This is a genomic window from Pseudarthrobacter sp. NIBRBAC000502770 (genome assembly GCF_006517815.1).
In the GTDB taxonomy this organism is placed as follows: Bacteria; Actinomycetota; Actinomycetes; order Actinomycetales; family Micrococcaceae; genus Arthrobacter; species Arthrobacter niigatensis.
Genome location: NZ_CP041198.1, coordinates 1,084,865 through 1,101,801, shown reverse-complemented (window position 1 = coordinate 1,101,801; position 16,937 = coordinate 1,084,865). Strand labels below are relative to the sequence as shown.

The window sequence follows — 16,937 nt, the reverse complement described above, 5'->3', positions numbered from 1 at the left end:
GACGGACGATACCGTGGTCATAGCAGGGCATTCTGTAACCTGCCCGAAACAATGCGGACACGGACGGGAAATCCCGGATCCATAGTCTGTTAGAAGTTTCAAGCAATCCCCCCGGCAGGTACACGCGACAGGGACAACAGGCGTTCTCCCTGATTTTGGATTGCGCTGGATCACGTGGCGTGCATGCCATATTTACATATGCGTTAGGAGCATAGATGTTCAAGACTGCGGACGAAGTCCTCAAGTTCATCAAGGACGAAGATGTAAAGTTCGTCGATATCCGCTTCACCGACCTTCCGGGTGTCCAGCAGCACTTCAACGTCCCGGCGAAGAGTGTCGACGCTGATTTTTTCGTCAACGGACAGCTCTTCGACGGTTCCTCCATCCGCGGATTCCAGGGCATCGCCGAATCTGACATGCAGCTGATCCCGGACGTCACCACCGCGTTCCTGGACACCTTCCGCATGGAGAAGACCCTCGCGCTGAACTTCTCGATCGTCAACCCGCGCACCGGCGACCCGTACCACCGCGACCCCCGCGGCGTAGCCGAAAAGGCCGAGGCCTACCTGGCCTCCACCGGCATCGCCGACACCGCGTTCTTCGCTCCTGAAGCCGAATTCTTCGTGTTCGACAACGTCCAGTACCAGTCCTCCCCCGAGGGCAGCTTCTACAAGATCGACTCCGAAGAAGCCCACTGGAACACCGGCCGCGAGGAAGAGGGCGGCAACCTGGGCTACAAGACCCCGGTCAAGGGCGGCTACTTCCCGGTCTCCCCCACCGACAAGCAGGCTGACCTGCGCGACGCCATGTGCGTTGCCCTGGACGAAGCCGGCCTCGAGGTCGAGCGCAGCCACCACGAAGTTGGATCCGCCGGCCAGGCCGAGATCAACTACAAGTTCACCACGCTGACCCACGCTGCCGATGACCTGCAGAAGTTCAAGTACGTCATCAAGAACACCGCTGACGCCTGGGGCAAGTCCGTGACCTTCATGCCGAAGCCGGTCTTCGGTGACAACGGCTCCGGCATGCACTGCCACCAGTCACTGTGGAACGGTGGCGAGCCGCTGTTCTACGACGAGAAGGGCTACGCCGGCCTGTCCGACACCGCGCGCTGGTACATCGGCGGCCTGCTCAAGCACTCCTCCGCCGTCCTGGCCTTTACCAACCCGACGGTGAACTCCTACCGCCGCCTGGTCAAGGGCTTCGAGGCCCCGGTCAACATGGTCTACTCGCAGGGCAACCGCTCCGCCGGTATCCGTATCCCCATCACGGGTTCAAACCCCAAGGCCAAGCGCATCGAATTCCGCGCACCGGACCCCTCCTCCAACCCGTACCTGGCCTTCGCTGCCCAGCTGATGGCCGGCATTGACGGCATCCGCAACCGCATCGAGCCCCCGGCTCCCATCGACAAGGACCTCTACGAGCTCCCCGCCGAGGAAGCCAAGGACATCCCCAAGGCTCCGGGCACCCTCGAGGAAGCCCTGGAGGCCCTCCGCGAGGACAACGAGTTCCTGCAGGCCGGCGGCGTCTTCACCCAGGACCTGATCGACACCTGGATCGAGTACAAGTACGAGAACGAGATCCGCCCGCTGTCCCTGCGCCCGAACCCCTACGAGTTCGAGCTCTACTACGGCGTCTAGTCTGCGGCCTGCACCGCAGGAGCGTTGAAGCAGCGAAAGGCGGCCACCGGTTCAACCGGTGGCCGCCTTTCGCGTTGTCCGGGCCGCGATGCCACGGACTGAGACCGTTAAGGTGGGGGCCCGCCTCCAGACGTGCTGAGACCGGGAGCCGGACCCCCTGACGAATGCCCCCCGAGACGAAGACTCAGTACAGCCTTCCCCCCAACAAGGTTGAAGAACACCGCCAATCCACATGATCGGGCAAACGCTTGCTGAGCGCAATGCCGGTCCGGCGCGTTACGCCGGCGCGGCGCCTGCGAAGCTGCGGAACATGGTCCGCTGTGGCCCCGCCGAACCGCCGAGGTACCGCCCTGTGTCGACGAAACCGGCGCGGCTGTACGCGAAGAAACCCGCAGGGTTCTCCTCATTGACGGAAAGTACGACGCCGGACTCGCAGCTTTGGTGCCGGGCGGTGAGCTTGCGTGCGGCCTCCACAGCGGCGGTAGCCGCCAGGGTGCCCAGCCCCTTCCCCTGGTGCCGGCTGTCGATGAGGAAGCCCCGCAGCAGCCAGGCTGAGCTGTCGTCGGGCCACCCTGCAAGGCCTGCCGCCCCCGTCTGGAGGGTCAGGACACCGGCTGCGTTTCCGCCGGACTCTACGACGTAGGGGTGCCGTGACTCTTCCGCGAGCCCTGCCAGGGCCATGCGCAGGGGGTCGCCCACGAACCGTTCCTGGCCGGGCAGCAGCGACATGTCCGCGATCGCGCCGAGCTGGATGGCCCGGGCGTCGGCGTCCAGGTCACGGAGCGGAATGAGCCAGACCCAGTCAGTGCCCATAGAAGACACGTTCAAAGACGGCCCGGGCCCGCCGGCTCACCCGCAGGTAGTCCTCCTCCAGCGCTGCGGCATGGCCCGGCTCGTAGCCGCACCAGCGCGCCACGGCCTCGAGGTCGCGGCGCGAGGACGGCAGGAGGTCGGAGGCCTTGCCGCTCCAGATGACGTTGGCCGACCGGATGCGGCTGGCCAGCCGCCAGGCCTCTGCAAGCAGGCCGGCGTCTGCAGCGTCCAGCAGGCCAAGATCCGCTGCGGCTCCAAGGGCCTCGAGCGTGGAGGTGGTCCGGAGTTCCGGGTGTTTCCCGGCCTGCTGGAGCTGCAGCAACTGCACCAGCCACTCGACGTCGCTCAGGCCGCCGCGGCCCAGTTTGAGGTGCCGTGCAGGGTCGGCGCCGCGCGGCAGCCGCTCCGATTCCACCCGGGCCTTGATGCGCCGGATCTCGCGTACGTCCTGTTCCGCTATGGCTTCCGGGTACCGGATGGGATTGATCAGCTTGAGGAAATCAGCGGCCAGGGCATCGTCGCCGGCCATGGGCCTTGCCCTCAGCAGGGCCTGCGCCTCCCAGATGAGGGACCAGCGGCGGTAGTACTCGGCGAAGGAGTCCAGGGAACGCACCATGGCCCCGTTCTTGCCCTCGGGGCGAAGGTCGGCGTCCATCTGCAGGACGCGTTCCGCCATGATGGCCGGCTTCAGTGGCTGGGTGAGCAGGCTGGACACCTTCGCCACGATGCGGGCGGCCTGTTCCTGCGCCTCCGCTTCGGAGAAACCCGGCAGGGCACGGTGGACGTACATGACATCCGCGTCGGACCCGTAGCCGATCTCCCTGCCGCCCTGGCGGCCCATGGCCACCACCAGCACGGTGGTCTTGAGCGGTCCGCCGGCGGAGACAATCCCTTCGGCCACCCGCAAGGCGCCCAGGACTGCGGCGCGGTCGGTGTCGGCGAGGGCCCTGCCCACGTGGTCCTGGTCCAGGAGGCCGGCGGAATCGGCGATCGCGATGCGGAGGATTTCCCGGCGCCGGATCAGCCGGATCAGGCGCATGGCGCTCTCGGGGTCCTCGTGCCGCGACATTTTGGCGGTGATTTCCTGCCACTGGGCTTCGAAGCCCACCGGAACCAGGTCCTTGTCCTGGCCCAGCCACGCCACGGACTCCGGCGAAACCTCCAGCAGGTCGGCTATCAACCGGGAATTGGACAGCATGTGGCACAGCCGTTCGGCGGCGGCGTTGGAGTCCCGGAGCAGCCCGAGGTACCAGTGCGTGGTGCCCAGCGCCTCGCTGACGCGGCGGAAGGCAAGCAGGCCGGCGTCCGGGTCCACCCCCTCGGCGAGCCAATCGAGCAGGATCGGCAGGAGCTGGCGTTGCAGGGCTGCCCTGCGGCTCACCCCTGCCGTGAGCGCCTCAATGTGCCGCATCGCGCCCCGCGGGTCCTGGTAGCCCAGCGCCGCAAGCCGTCCCTGCGCCGCCTCGGGGGTGAGCCTGGCGTCCTCGCTGCTGAGCTTGGCCGCCGTGTTGAGCAGCGGCCGGTAGAAGATGCGCTCGTGCAGTTCGCGGACCGAGCGCTTGGTGCGCTGCCACGCGGACAGCAGGGTGTCCGGGCTGGGCCGTTCGTTGGAAAACGGCCCCAGCACCGCCTTGGCCAGGGAGCGCAGCGCCGGCTCCGCAACCGGCATGAGGTGGGTGCGGCGGAGCTGGAACAGCTGGATCCTGTGTTCCAGGAGGCGCAGGTACCGGTAGGCGTTGTCAAAGGCGGCGGCGTCGGAGCGGCCAATGTAACCGCCCGCTGACAGTGCGGCGATCGCCGAGGTGGTGTCCCGCCGTCGTAATGTCTCATCTGCCTTGCCGTGCACCAGTTGGAGCAGCTGGACGGTGAACTCGACGTCGCGCAGCCCGCCGCGGCCCAGCTTGATCTGGCGCTGCTCCTCGGCGGCCGGAATGTTTTCGGTGACCCGGCGGCGCATTGCCTGCACGGATTCCACGAAGCCGTCCCGCCCGGCCGAACTCCAGATCAGCGGGGCCACGGCTTCTTCGTAGGCCCGGCCCAGTGCGGCATCGCCGGCGATGGCACGGGCCTTGAGCAGCGCCTGGAATTCCCAGCTCTCGGCCCACCTGGCGTAGTACGTCTCGTGCGAGGCGAGGGTGCGCACCAGCGGCCCCGACTTGCCCTCCGGCCGCAGGTTGGCGTCAACCTCCCACAGACCCGGTTCCCGCGCCACGGACGATATGGCCCGCGAGATGCCGCTGGCCAGGGCCGTGCCGATGGTGTTGGCCTGCGCGTCCTCCAGGCTTCCGGCGTCCACCACGTAGATGACGTCGACGTCGGAGATGTAGTTCAGCTCCCGGGCTCCGCATTTGCCCATGCCAATGACGGCGAGGCCGACGTCGGCGATGTCGGCTGCGCTGTGCTGCTCCGCGGCTTCGGCGCGGGAGACCGCCAGCGCGGCCTCGATGGCGGCAGCGGCCAGGTCCGCCAGTTCGCCGCCCACCGATGGCAGGAAGTCCAGCGGGTCCGCGGCGCAGAGGTCTTTCACGGCGAGGTCCACCAGCCCGCGCCGGTAGGCGGTGCGCAGGGCGGCGTAGGCGTCCGTTCCCGTGGCGGCAGCAACGGGCCGGGCGGCACGTGGGTCGGCGCCCACGGACTGCAGGAGGGTGGCGCGCAGCCGTCCGGGATCGGCCGGCAGCGGCTCGGGGCCGGCCCGGACCTCGAACGCGTCCAGGTGCTCCGGGTGCCTGATGAGGAACTCCCCCAGGGCCTCGGAGGCGCCCAGGACCCGGTACATGGGCTCGCTTTCCTCCAGGTCGGCAGCTGCCAGGTTCCGGAGTTGCGGGTGCTTTTCAATCAGCCGGACCAGGGACTGCAGGGCGGTATCGGGGCTGGCGGCAAGCTGCAGTCCGGCGAAGAGCCTGTCCTGGTCCAGGCCTTCGAGTTCGCGCGCGGCAAGGAACCGTTCGCCCTTTTCCAGGTCGCTGAATCCGGCCGCAATGAGGCGGCGTGCCAGGCTCACGCCGGGCACCTAGAGGATGCCGAGGTTGCGCTGCAGCTCGTAGGGCGTCACCTGCAGCCGGTAGTCCTGCCACTCGGCCCGCTTGTTGCGCAGGAAGTGCTCGTAGACCTGTTCGCCAAGGATCTGCGGCATCAGCTCGGAGTCCTCCATGGAGCGGATGGCGTCGTGCAGGCTGGCCGGGAGCGGATCATGGCCCATGGCGCGGCGTTCGGCCGAGCTCAGCGACCAGACGTCGTCCTCGGCTGCGGCCGGGAGGTCATAGCCTTCCTCGATGCCCTTCAGGCCCGCGCCGAGCAGGACAGCGTAGGCGAGGTACGGGTTGGCGGCGGAGTCGATGCCCCGGTACTCGATCCGGGCGGACTGGCCCTTGCCGGGCTTGTACAGCGGCACGCGGACCAGGGCGGAGCGGTTGTTGTGGCCCCAGCTGAGGTAGCTGGGGGCCTCGCCGCCGCCCCACAGGCGCTTGTAGGAGTTGACGAACTGGTTGGTGACCGCGGTGAACTCCGGGGCGTGCTTGAGGATGCCGGCGATGAACTGGCGGGCCGTCTTGGACAGCTGGAACTCCGCTCCTGCCTCGAAGAACGCGTTGCTGTCGCCTTCGAAGAGCGAGAAGTGCGTGTGCATGCCGGACCCGGGGTGGTCGGTGAACGGCTTGGGCATGAAGGTGGCATACGTGCCCTGCTGCAGCGCCACTTCCTTGATGACGGTGCGGAACGTCATGATGTTGTCGGCCGTCTGCAGGGCGTCCGCGTAGCGAAGGTCGATCTCGTTCTGGCCCGGGCCGGCCTCGTGGTGGCTGAATTCAACCGAGATGCCCACGGATTCCAGCATGGTCACCGCGGTGCGGCGGAAGTCCTGGGCCACGCCGCCCGGCACGTGGTCGAAGTAGCCGCCCTCATCAACGGGTACCGGAGCGCCGTTCGGACCCGGTTCGTGCGACTTGAGCAGGTAGAACTCGATTTCGGGGTGCGTGTAGCAGGTGAAGCCCATGTCCGCAGCCTTGGCCAGGGTGCGCTTGAGCACGTTGCGCGGATCGGCCGCGGAGGGCTCGCCGTCAGGGGTAAGGATGTCGCAGAACATCCTGGAGGTCTGCTCGGTCTCGCCGCGCCATGGCAGGATCTGGAAGGTGGCGGGGTCCGGCTGGGCCAGCATGTCAGACTCGAAAACACGGGCCAGTCCCTCAATGGAGGAGCCGTCGAATCCGAGGCCTTCCTCGAACGCACCTTCCACTTCCGCCGGTGCCAGCGCCACGGACTTCAGCGAACCCACGACGTCGGTGAACCACAGGCGCACGAAACGTACGTCGCGCTCTTCAATTGTGCGCAGGACAAACTCTTGCTGGCGGTCCATGATGGCCTCTTCTCCGGTCAACGTCCATGCTCCGGGTCCGCGCAAAGGGGAAAGCCGGCAGCAGTTCACCATCACTGTACTAATCATTCGGCGCCGATGCTTGAGCCTGCGCCGTGCGTAACACACCATTAACCTGGCGGTTCCCCAATCGGGCCTCCGTACCGGCGCCGCCGGCGGTATGCAGGCCCGAGCAGGGACGCAGCTATGGCGCTTATCACCTTTTGGCGGCGATGCCTGCGGTAGCTAGGACGGCCGGTACCGCACTACGCTCATCCCATGGCTTCCAACAGCTCCGGCTCCAGCGCGTCCGCAGAAGTACCCGCCCCGTACGGCAACGGCCCCGGCGTGCCGGTTCCTGCCGAACGGAAGCCCGCCAAGGTCCGTATCCACCACCTTCAGCAGGCCAAGCGGGACGGCACCAGGTTCGCCATGCTTACGGCGTACGAACAGTACACAGCCGGGATCTTTGACGCTGCCGGCATTGAAGTGCTCCTGGTCGGTGACTCGGCGTCCAACAACGTCTTTGGCAATGAAACCAGCCTGCCGGTGACCGTAGACGAGCTGCTCCCCCTCTGCCGGGCGGTGGCGAGGTCCGCAAAGCGCGCCCTGGTGGTGGCAGACCTGCCGTTCGGAAGCTACGAGGTCAGCGCGGAACAGGCTGTCGCCGCCGGCGTCAGGTTCCTGAAGGAAGGGCTGGCCCACGCGGTGAAGATCGAGGGCGGAAAATACTACGCCCCCACGGTCCGCGCCATGGTGCAGGCCGGCATCCCGGTGATGGCCCATATCGGCTTCACGCCGCAGAGCGAACACGTCCTCGGCGGCTACCGCGTCCAGGGCCGCGGCAATGACGCCCAACGGCTGATCGAGGACGCACGCGCACTTGAAGAGGCCGGAGCGTTCTGCGTGCTGATGGAAATGGTTCCCGCGGAGACGGCCGCGGCGGTCGACGCGGCGCTGACCGTCCCCACCGTGGGTATCGGTGCGGGGAAGGCCACCACGGGCCAGGTCCTTGTGTGGCAGGACATGGCGGGGCTTCGCGGCGGCCGGATGGCCAAATTCGTCAAGCAGTACGCGGACCTGCGCAGCACCCTGCACGACGCCGCCACCGCCTACGGGGACGATGTCCGCTCCGGTACGTTCCCCGGCCCGGAGCACTCCTTCTAGCCAGGAAGCGGCCGGTCAGTCGTCGTCGCCCTTTTCCCAGGCGTCGTTGCGCGCCTTGACCTTCTCGATGGCGTGCTCCGCTTCTTCGCGGGTCTTGTAGGGCCCAATGAGCTGGCTCCAGTCCGAGAGCCGGTCTTCTTCCACTTCGTGGGTGTTGATGTTGAACCAGTACTCAGTCATCGTTGCTCCTCGTTCAGGACAGGAAACCGGGGTGATCCACGTAACACAGACACTTACGCGCGCCCTCCCCAGCTTGTCGGTTGTTAGGCGTTCTGTGGTCCCTTATATGATCAATCTATGCCTTCCCTTGCCTCCACTGCACCCATTGGCACCCTCACCCCGGGTACTTTGAGTCCGCAGCGTCCCGTCCCGGCGTCCATCCCCCGTCCGGAGTACGTCGGCAAGCCGGCCCCCGCCAAATTCACCGGCTCCGAGGTCAAGAGCGCGGAGACCATCGAGAAAATCCGGATTGCCGGGAAGATCGCGGCGCAGGCCATCGTGGAGGTGGGCAAGCACATCCGCCCCGGCGTCACCACGGACGAGCTGGACAAGGTGGGCCACGAATTCCTGCTGGACCACAACGCCTACCCTTCCACGCTCGGGTACCGTGGATTCCCCAAGTCCCTGTGCTCCTCTCTGAACGAGGTCATCTGCCACGGCATTCCGGACAGCACCGTGGTCCAGGACGGCGACATCCTGAACATAGACATCACCGCATACCTCAACGGCGTCCACGGAGACACCAACTACACGTTCCTGGTGGGGGACGTGGACGAAGAATCGCGGCTGTTGGTGGAGCGAACCCAGGAGTCACTGAACCGCGCCATCAAAGCCGTGGCGCCCGGGCGTGAAATCAACGTGATTGGCAGGACCATCCAGTCCTACGCCAAACGTTTTGGCTACGGCGTGGTCCGCGACTTCACCGGCCACGGCGTCGGGGAAGCCTTCCACACCGGGCTGATCATCCCCCACTACGACGCCGCCCCCGCCTACAACACCGTGATCGAGCCGGGCATGGTGTTCACCATCGAGCCGATGCTCACCCTGGGCACGGTGGAATGGGACATGTGGAGCGACGACTGGACCGTGGTCACCCGGGACCGCAAGCGCACCGCCCAGTTCGAGCACACCCTGCTGGTCACCGAGACCGGCGCCGAAATCCTCACCCTGCCGTAGCCCCGCCCATGCCCGCTACCGGGCATGTTGCAGGTGCCACCCGGCCGCCTGCCACGGGCCGCACCCCAGCGGCCCACTATCCTGCCCGCCCCTGTCAAGAACGGAATCCCATTGGCCAAGAAGGACGAGAAGTCGCACAAGAACGCACCGCTGATCGGTATCGACATCGGTGGTACGGGCATCAAGGGCGGCATTGTCGACCTGAAGAAGGGCAAGCTCCTGGGCGAACGCTTCCGGGTGCCCACCCCGCAGCCCGCCACGCCTGAAGCAGTCGCCGAGGCCGTAGCCCTGGTGGTGGCCGAACTCTCGGCCCGCCCGGAAGCTCCGGAGGCCGGTTCCCCCGTGGGCGTGACCTTCCCCGGAATCATCCAGCACGGCGTGGTCCACTCCGCCGCCAACGTGGACAAGAGTTGGCTGGACACGGATATCGACGCCCTCCTCACAGCCCGGCTTGGCCGTCCGGTGGAAGTCATCAACGACGCCGACGCCGCAGGGCTGGCGGAGGCGCGGTACGGTGCCGGCGCCGGAGTCTCCGGAACGGTCCTGGTGATCACGCTCGGTACCGGCATCGGTTCAGCCTTCATCTTCGATGGAAAGCTCGTGCCCAACGCAGAGCTGGGTCACCTTGAAATTGACGGCCACGACGCCGAATCGAAGGCGTCCGCCGTTGCCCGCGAACGGGACGGCCTGTCATGGGACGAGTACAGCGTGCTCCTGCAGCGCTACTTCTCGCATGTGGAGTTCCTGTTCTCACCGGAACTGTTCATCGTGGGCGGCGGCATTTCCAAGCGCGCCGACGAGTACCTTCCCAACCTCAAGCTCCGCACCCCGATTGTCCCGGCTGTCCTGCGGAACGAGGCAGGCATTGTGGGCGCAGCCCTGGAGATCGCACTCCAGCACAAGCTGGCAAAGTAGGAGTGGTGCCGGTGGCGGCTGCGGCTTCCCCTCCGCTGCCGCCACCGGAGTTTTAGAGGGGGCTCTTCTCGGAGCTCTTTGCGGCACCGGCTGCGCCCTTGGCGCCTTCGCCGGCCTCGTGGCGGAGCAGTGCAATGGCAGTCTCGAAGTCCTCGAGGGAATCAAAGGCCTGGTACACGCTGGCAAAGCGGAGGTAGGCCACCTCATCGAGTTTCTGCAGCGGTCCAAGGATGACCAGTCCCACTTCATGGGCTTCGATTTCAGCGGCCCCGGATGCACGGATCTGCTCTTCGACTTCCTGGGCCAGCATGGCGAGGTCGTCCTCGCTCACGGGCCGGCCCTGGCAGGCCTTGCGCACACCGTTGATCACCTTGCTGCGGCTGAACGGTTCACCGACGCCGGAGCGCTTGATGACGGACAGGCTGGTGGTTTCCACGGTGGTGAAGCGGCGGCCGCATTCGGGGCACTGACGGCGCCTGCGGATGGCCGAGCCGTCGTCCGTCATCCGGCTGTCCACCACGCGGGAATCAGGGTTTCGGCAGAACGGGCAGTACATGGCGTTCCCCCTTTTCGCTCGTGGTGTGCAACGGTGTGGAAGCCAGCAGCACCGCCGGGGGGCGGTGCCGTGGCATGACCCAGTTTACGGGCAGATGTGGGGTAATAACAATCCTGTAATTACTACATGTAGTGGTCACTGGTCGCCCGGGAACCGTGCCGTGACGGCGTCCCCATGGGCCGGAAGGTCCTCGGCGCGGGACAGGCTTACGATGTGCCCGCTGACCTCAGCCAGGGCGTCCCGGCTGTAGTTGATGACCTGGATGGCCCGCAGGAAGGTGGTCACGTTCAGGCCGGAGGAAAAGGCGGCCGTCCCGCTGGTGGGCAGCACATGGTTGGAGCCGGCGCAGTAGTCGCCAAGGCTGACCGGACTGTAATCTCCCACGAAGATGGCGCCGGCATTGCGGATGCGGGCGGCCACGGCGGGGGCGTTCCGGGTCATGATTTCCAGGTGTTCCGCGGCATAGGCGTCACAGGCAGCGATCCCTTGTTCCAGGCCGTCAACCAGCACCACGCCCGACTGCGGGCCGGACAGCGCCTCCTGCACCCTGGCCGAGTGCTTGGTAGCGGCGGCCTGCAGCGCCAGTTCAGCACGCACGGCGGCGGCCAGGTCTTCGGAGTCGGTGACGAGCACTGACGCGGCCTTGGGATCGTGTTCGGCCTGGCTGAGAAGATCGGCGGCCACCAGGGCGGGCTGGGCGGAATCGTCGGCGAGGATCGCAATCTCCGTGGTTCCCGCCTCGGAGTCGATGCCCACCACGCCCTTGACCAGGCGCTTGGCCGTGGCGACGAAAATATTGCCGGGGCCTGTCACCACATCCACCGGTTCCAGTGCCGGACCAGCCTCAGCGGCTTCGATGCCATAGGCGAACGCGGCGATGGCCTGGGCCCCGCCAATGGCGTAAACCTCGGTGATGCCAAGCAGCGCTGCCGCCGCCAGGATGGTGGGGTGCGGCAGGCCGCCGAATTCCTTTTGCGGGGGCGAGGCCAAGGCAATGGATTCCACGCCGGCCGCCAGGGCCGGCACGACGTTCATGATCACCGACGACGGGTACACGGCGAGGCCGCCGGGAACGTACAGTCCCACGCGGGCCACAGGCACCCAGTTCTGGCTCACCACGGCGCCGTCGCCGAGCTGGATGTCGACATTGCGGGGACGCTGCCCGTCCGCAAACTTCCGCGCGCGGCTGATGGATTCCTCGAGTGCGGCCCGCACGGCCGGGTCAAGCTGGTCCAGTGCTGCGGCGATTGCCTCTCCGGGAACCAGCGGGTGCTGCTGCTCCACGCCGTCGAACCGTTCAGCAAGTTCTGCCAGCGCCGCGAAGCCGCCCTGCCGGACGGCGAAAATGATCTGCAGGACCTTCTCCTCGGCGTCCGCCACGGTCTGGCCCTTGGCACGCGGTACCGCGGCCCGCAGAGCCCGCAGAGTCAGGTTGCGGCCCCGAAGGTCAATGGTGCGGAAGTCGACGGCGGCTGTCACGGGGGCGGGGAAATCCGGGGATGTGGTCACCGCTCTATTTTACGGGGCTGTTCGCCCCCGCCGATTCCATCCCGGCTTCGTCGGGCTGCCTGCCGGCCGCTGTAACCAGTTCAAGGATGAAGACCGACACGGCAGTCGCGGCGGGCCAGAGCAGGAGGACCGGCCATGCCCGCAGGGAGAAGGCGATGCTGGCATTCGCTCCGGTGTCCACGGCAGGGCCCCACAGCCGTCCGGCCAGGACCCCTGTCCCCCAGGCCACGGCGCTGCCCGCCAGCGCCCCGGCCAGCCCGGCCAGCAGGGCCACCTGCGGGTCGGAACGCTTGCGGTCGGCCAGGAACACGGCCAGCAGGCAGCCGGCCACAACCAGGATGCCTGCGAGGGTGAGGTCGCGGGGAAGCCACACCAAGGGCGCCGTTCCGGCTGCCAGGGCGGGGTCCCGGGTAATCAGGTTCAACCCGCCCGGCGCCAGGATCCACCATAGGAGTCCCGCCGGAATGCCAGCCGCCGCCGGGACCAGCAGCAGGGACCAGGGCAGCCGCCGCCTGGCGGGGCGGGCGAAGTTCGTCATGCAACACACCTTAACAAAGGTTCCTGCAAGGTCATTCGAGCCGGTCCCCCCGCCGCCTGTTTTCCGGCCATGACCGCGGGCCAATACGCTTGGGGAAAGAGTTACGCCACCTAGTCCAGGAGTTCCGGTGACCGACAACAGCGAGCCGTTCGAGCAGACGTTCAGGGAGATGTTCCGCCGCCATGCCGCGGGCGTCGCCATCATCACCGTGAATTACCAGGACGAGCCCTATGGCTTTACCGCCACGTCGGTGGCTTCCCTGTCGGCAAAGCCGCCGCGCTTCACCTTCAACATGGCGCGCAGTTCCAGGTCCTGGCCCGCCGTGGCCAACACGCAGTACTTGGGAGTGCACATGCTGGGCCTGGACAACCAGGAACTTGCTGCCCGCTTCGCCCGCCCCGGGAACCGCTTTGAAGGAAACCACTGGGAAATCGGTCCGCACGGGGTGCCCATCCTCAAGGATGTCGCCGGGTGGCTGATCGGCGAGATCCAGATGCGCCTTTCCTTCGAGAACAACGCCGTCGTGGTGGTCCAGGTGGTGGACGGCCAGGTGGGCGGCGAAGGATCGCCGCTGCTCTACCACGGGGGCGCCTATGGGCAGCCGGTGCCGCTGGACTACGAGATCTGACAGCTTGGGTGGAACGGCACAAAGGGGCGGCCGACGGCGGGAGGTGATTCCCGGCGTCGGCCGCCTGTTTGTCAGGCGTCCAGGCAGGCCGGGCCCAGCAGGACCTTGAGGTCACCGAACAGCGACGGGCTGGGGTTCACCCGAAGGTGGACGGGGAGGCCCATGATCTCGGTCCGGGTGTCACCTTGCAGGTGCAGCCGGACCTCCGAGTTGCCCCGATGGGTGCGCAGCACGTCCCCAAGCTCCGTGACCACGGCCTCGGTGGCCTTGTGCGTGGGCATGGTGATCACCAGGGGCCCGTGCAGCCCTTCGCTGAGGTCCGGAACGGAAAGCTCCATGCAGTTCAGGGTGATGGCGCCGTCGTCGCGCTTCTGGAGCCTGCCCTTGACCACCACGATCAGGTCCTCGGCAAGCACGGAGGCGATGGGTCCGTAGACCTGGCCGAAGAACATGACTTCAATCGAACCGCCCAGGTCCTCAATTTCCGCACGGGCGTAGGCGTTGCCGCTGGCTTTCGCGATGCGGCGGCTCAGGGAGGTGATCATGCCCGCGATGGTGATGATGGCCCCGTCCTGCGGGCCGTCCTCGCCCAGGATCGTGGTGATGCTCATTTCGGCGTGCTGGGCCAGGAGGCCTTCGAGCCCCTGCAGCGGGTGGTCGGAGACGTACAGGCCCAGCATGTCGCGTTCGAAGGAGAGCTTGTCCTTCTTCTCCCACTCAGGCAGGTCCGGAATCTCGATGCTGAGGGACGCCTCCGACTCGGCCTCCTCGAAGCCGGCAAAGAGGTCGAACTGGCCGATCGCCTCGTTCCGTTTCAAGGTGATGACGGAGTCGATGGCCTCTTCGTGGATCATGGCCAGCGCGCGCCGGTGGTGGCCCAGGGAGTCGAAGGCCCCGGACTTGATCAGGGATTCGATGGTCCTCTTGTTGCAGACCACCGCCGGCACCTTCATCAGGTAGTCCTTGAAGGACGTGTAGGCTCCTTCGCTCTCGCGTGCCGTGACCATGGCCTCGACGGCATTGGCACCGACGTTGCGGATGGCGCCCATGCCGAAGCGGATGTCATTGCCCACAGGGGTGAAGTTCAGGGCGGACTCGTTGACATCCGGTGGAAGCACCGTGATGCCCATGCGGCGGCACTCGTTCAGGTAGATGGCGGACTTGTCCTTGTCGTCACCGACCGACGTCAGCAGCGCTGCCATGTACTCGGGTGCGTAGTGCGCCTTCAAATACGCGGTCCAGTAGGAGATGACTCCATACGCTGCCGAGTGTGCCTTGTTGAAGGCGTAGTCGGAGAAGGGCAGGAGGATGTCCCAGAGGGTCTTGACCGCTTCCATGGAGTAGCCGTTGTCCTGCATGCCCTGCGAGAAGCCGGCAAACTGCTTGTCCAGCTCCGACTTCTTCTTCTTGCCCATGGCGCGCCGGAGGATATCTGCCTGGCCCAGCGAGTAGCCGGCCAGCTTCTGGGCTACGGCCATCACCTGCTCCTGGTACACGATCAGGCCGTACGTTCCGCCCAGGATCTCCTTGAGCGGTTCCTCCAGCTCCGGGTGGATGGGAATGACTTCCTGGATCCCGTTCTTGCGCAGCGCATAGTCGGTGTGCGCGTTGGCGCCCATGGGGCCCGGCCGGTAGAGCGCCAGCACGGCGGAGATGTCTTCGAAGTTGTCAGGCTTCATGAGCTTGAGCAGGGACCGCATGGGTCCGCCGTCGAGCTGGAACACGCCCAGGGTGTCGCCGCGGGCCAGGAGCTCGTAGGACGGGGCGTCGTCGAGCTCCAGGTTTTCCAGGTCCAGGTCGATGCCGCGGTTCATCTTGATGTTCTCGAGGGCGTCGGAAATGATCGTCAGGTTCCGCAGGCCCAGGAAGTCCATCTTGATCAGGCCCAGGCCCTCGGACGTGGGGTAATCGAACTGGGTGATCACCTGGCCGTCCTGGAAGCGGCGCATGATGGGGATGACATCGATGATGGGGTCCGAGGACATGATCACGCCGGCGGCGTGCACGCCCCACTGCCGCTTCAGGCCTTCGATGCCGAGGGCCGTCTCGAAGACCTTGGCAGCCTCGGGGTCGGTGGCGATCAGCTGCCGGAAGTCGCCGGCCTCGCTGTAGCGCTTGGCGTCCGGGTTCTGGATGTCCGCGAGGGGAATGTCCTTGGCCATGACTGCGGGAGGCAGCGCCTTGGTCAGCGTCTCGCCCATGCTGAACGGGTAGCCCAGGACGCGAGAGGAGTCCTTGAGGGCCTGCTTGGTCTTGATGGTGCCGTAGGTGACGATCATCGCCACGCGTTCGTCACCGTATTTGCGGGTGACGTAGTCGATGACTTCCGAGCGCCGCCGGTCATCGAAGTCGACGTCGAAGTCGGGCATGGAGACGCGGTCCGGGTTAAGGAAGCGTTCGAAGATCAGGCCGTGGCGCAGGGGGTCGAGGTCGGTGATGCGCATGGCGTAGGCCACCATGGAGCCTGCACCCGAGCCACGGCCGGGGCCAACGCGGATGCCGTTGTTCTTGGCCCAGTTGATGAAGTCGGCGACCACCAGGAAGTAGCCGGGGAACCCCATGGACGTGATGACGCCGAGCTCGTAATCAGCCTGCTTGCGGACCTCGTCCGGGATACCGCCCGGGTAGCGGTACTGCAGGCCCTTGTCCACTTCCTTGACCAGCCAGGAGGTTTCGTCCTCGCCGGGCGGGCAGGGGAACCGGGGCATGAAGTTGGCGTCCGTGTTGAAGGACACCTCGCAGCGTTCGGCGATCAGCAGGGTGTTGTCGCAGGCGTCGGGGTGGTCGCGGAAGAGCTCGCGCATTTCCTGCGGGGACTTGAGGTAGTAGCCGCTGCCGGAAAACGCGAACCTCGAGCCGCCGTTGTCATAGGTGGGTTCCAGCAAAGTGGAGCCGGACTGGATGGCCAGCAGGGCCTCGTGCGCCTTGGCGTCGTGCTCGTGGGTGTAGTGCAGGTCGTTGGTGGCCACCAGGGGCAGGTTCAGGTCCTTGGCGAGCCGCAGCAGGTCGCCGGTGACCCGCCGTTCGATGTCCAGCCCGTGGTCCATCAGTTCGCAGAAGTAGTTCTCAGCGCCGAAGATGTCGCGGAACTCGGCCGCGGCCTCCAGTGCTTCGCGGTACTGGCCGAGACGGAGCCGGGTCTGAACCTCGCCGGAGGGGCAGCCCGTGGTGGCGATGAGTCCCTCTGAATACGTGTTGAGCAGCTCCCGGTCCAGCCTGGGCCACTTGCCGAAGACCGAGTCGAGGGAGGCGATGGACGAGGCCCGGAAGAGGTTCCGCATGCCCACGTTGTTGTAGCTCAGGAGCGTCATGTGCGTGTAGGAACCGCCGCCGGAGACGTCGTCCTTGCGCTGGGACTCATCGCCCCAGCGCACGCGTTCCTTGTCCGTCCGGGCAGTCCCGGGCGTTACATACGCTTCGACGCCGATGATCGGCTTGATGCCCTTGTCCGTGGCCTTGCGCCAGAAATCGAACGCGCCGAACAGGTATCCGTGGTCGGTGGTGGCGAGGGCCGGCATTCCCAGGCGCTCGGTTTCATCGAACAGCTCCCCCAGGCGGGCAGCTCCATCCAGCATGGAATATTCGGTGTGGGTGTGCAGGTGGACAAACGAATCATTGCTGGAACTCACCGCACTATTCTAAGCGCT

13 protein-coding genes are annotated in these 16,937 nt (G+C 66.3%); 5 read left to right on the top strand and 8 right to left on the bottom strand.

Features of this window, described 5'->3' with window-relative positions; translation table 11 throughout:
* Window positions 1-215: 215 nt before the first annotated feature.
* Complete coding sequence (gene glnA / locus NIBR502770_RS05345; RefSeq protein WP_141160827.1) at window positions 216-1,640, top strand: type I glutamate--ammonia ligase; 1,425 nt, start codon at window positions 216-218, stop codon at window positions 1,638-1,640.
* A 276-nt stretch (window positions 1,641-1,916) separates the two neighbouring features.
* On the opposite strand, the gene NIBR502770_RS05340 is transcribed toward glnA (NIBR502770_RS05345), so the two are convergent.
* The 3 genes from NIBR502770_RS05340 to glnA (NIBR502770_RS05330) are packed head-to-tail and all read right to left on the bottom strand — an operon-like array spanning window position 1,917 to window position 6,804.
* Window positions 1,917-2,453, bottom strand: a complete 537-nt coding sequence (locus NIBR502770_RS05340; protein ID WP_141181252.1) for a GNAT family N-acetyltransferase — start codon at window positions 2,451-2,453, stop codon at window positions 1,917-1,919.
* The gene (locus NIBR502770_RS05335; RefSeq protein WP_141181251.1) at window positions 2,443-5,454 is read right to left on the bottom strand and encodes a bifunctional [glutamine synthetase] adenylyltransferase/[glutamine synthetase]-adenylyl-L-tyrosine phosphorylase; all 3,012 of its coding nucleotides are present in this window, start codon (window positions 5,452-5,454) and stop codon (window positions 2,443-2,445) included. The genes NIBR502770_RS05340 and NIBR502770_RS05335 overlap by 11 nt, the downstream gene beginning before the upstream one ends.
* Before the next feature lie 9 nt (window positions 5,455-5,463).
* Window positions 5,464-6,804, bottom strand: a complete 1,341-nt coding sequence (gene glnA, locus NIBR502770_RS05330) for a type I glutamate--ammonia ligase (RefSeq protein WP_141160830.1) — start codon at window positions 6,802-6,804, stop codon at window positions 5,464-5,466.
* Between the two features lie 276 nt (window positions 6,805-7,080).
* Here glnA (NIBR502770_RS05330) and panB point away from each other — a divergent pair, with 276 nt between their 5' ends.
* Window positions 7,081-7,968 carry a 3-methyl-2-oxobutanoate hydroxymethyltransferase gene (gene panB, locus NIBR502770_RS05325; protein ID WP_141181250.1) on the top strand — a complete coding sequence of 296 codons (888 nt, stop codon included), beginning with the start codon at window positions 7,081-7,083 and terminating at the stop codon, window positions 7,966-7,968.
* A gap of 15 nt (window positions 7,969-7,983) precedes the next feature.
* Here the strand turns inward: panB and NIBR502770_RS05320 are convergent, their stop codons facing one another.
* Window positions 7,984-8,148, bottom strand: coding sequence for an SPOR domain-containing protein (locus NIBR502770_RS05320; RefSeq protein WP_141181249.1), 165 nt, complete (start codon window positions 8,146-8,148; stop codon window positions 7,984-7,986).
* Between the two features lie 117 nt (window positions 8,149-8,265).
* Here NIBR502770_RS05320 and map point away from each other — a divergent pair, with 117 nt between their 5' ends.
* Together map and ppgK are read left to right on the top strand one after the other, a co-directional pair.
* Window positions 8,266-9,144, top strand: coding sequence for a type I methionyl aminopeptidase (map, locus tag NIBR502770_RS05315; protein ID WP_141181248.1), 879 nt, complete (start codon window positions 8,266-8,268; stop codon window positions 9,142-9,144).
* Between the two features lie 111 nt (window positions 9,145-9,255).
* Window positions 9,256-10,059, top strand: a complete 804-nt coding sequence (gene ppgK / locus NIBR502770_RS05310; protein WP_141160834.1) for a polyphosphate--glucose phosphotransferase — start codon at window positions 9,256-9,258, stop codon at window positions 10,057-10,059.
* 52 nt (window positions 10,060-10,111) lie between these two features.
* Here the strand turns inward: ppgK and nrdR are convergent, their stop codons facing one another.
* From nrdR to NIBR502770_RS05295, 3 genes are all read right to left on the bottom strand, one after another.
* A complete protein-coding gene (gene nrdR, locus NIBR502770_RS05305; protein WP_141160835.1) occupies window positions 10,112-10,615 on the bottom strand; it encodes a transcriptional regulator NrdR in 504 nt (167 codons plus the stop codon).
* Window positions 10,616-10,750: 135 nt separating this feature from the next.
* Window positions 10,751-12,124 carry a histidinol dehydrogenase gene (gene hisD, locus NIBR502770_RS05300; RefSeq protein ID WP_141181247.1) on the bottom strand — a complete coding sequence of 458 codons (1,374 nt, stop codon included), beginning with the start codon at window positions 12,122-12,124 and terminating at the stop codon, window positions 10,751-10,753.
* 4 nt (window positions 12,125-12,128) lie between these two features.
* A complete protein-coding gene (locus NIBR502770_RS05295) occupies window positions 12,129-12,662 on the bottom strand; it encodes a hypothetical protein (RefSeq protein WP_141181246.1) in 534 nt (177 codons plus the stop codon).
* A 127-nt stretch (window positions 12,663-12,789) separates the two neighbouring features.
* On the opposite strand from NIBR502770_RS05295, the gene NIBR502770_RS05290 reads away from it, so the two are divergent.
* Window positions 12,790-13,290 carry a flavin reductase family protein gene (locus NIBR502770_RS05290; RefSeq protein WP_141160838.1) on the top strand — a complete coding sequence of 167 codons (501 nt, stop codon included), beginning with the start codon at window positions 12,790-12,792 and terminating at the stop codon, window positions 13,288-13,290.
* 71 nt (window positions 13,291-13,361) lie between these two features.
* Here NIBR502770_RS05290 and dnaE read toward each other — a convergent pair whose 3' ends face one another.
* Window positions 13,362-16,919 (bottom strand): DNA polymerase III subunit alpha, encoded by a 3,558-nt coding sequence (dnaE, locus tag NIBR502770_RS05285; RefSeq protein ID WP_141181245.1) that lies wholly within the window; start codon window positions 16,917-16,919, stop codon window positions 13,362-13,364.
* Window positions 16,920-16,937: the final 18 nt, after the last annotated feature.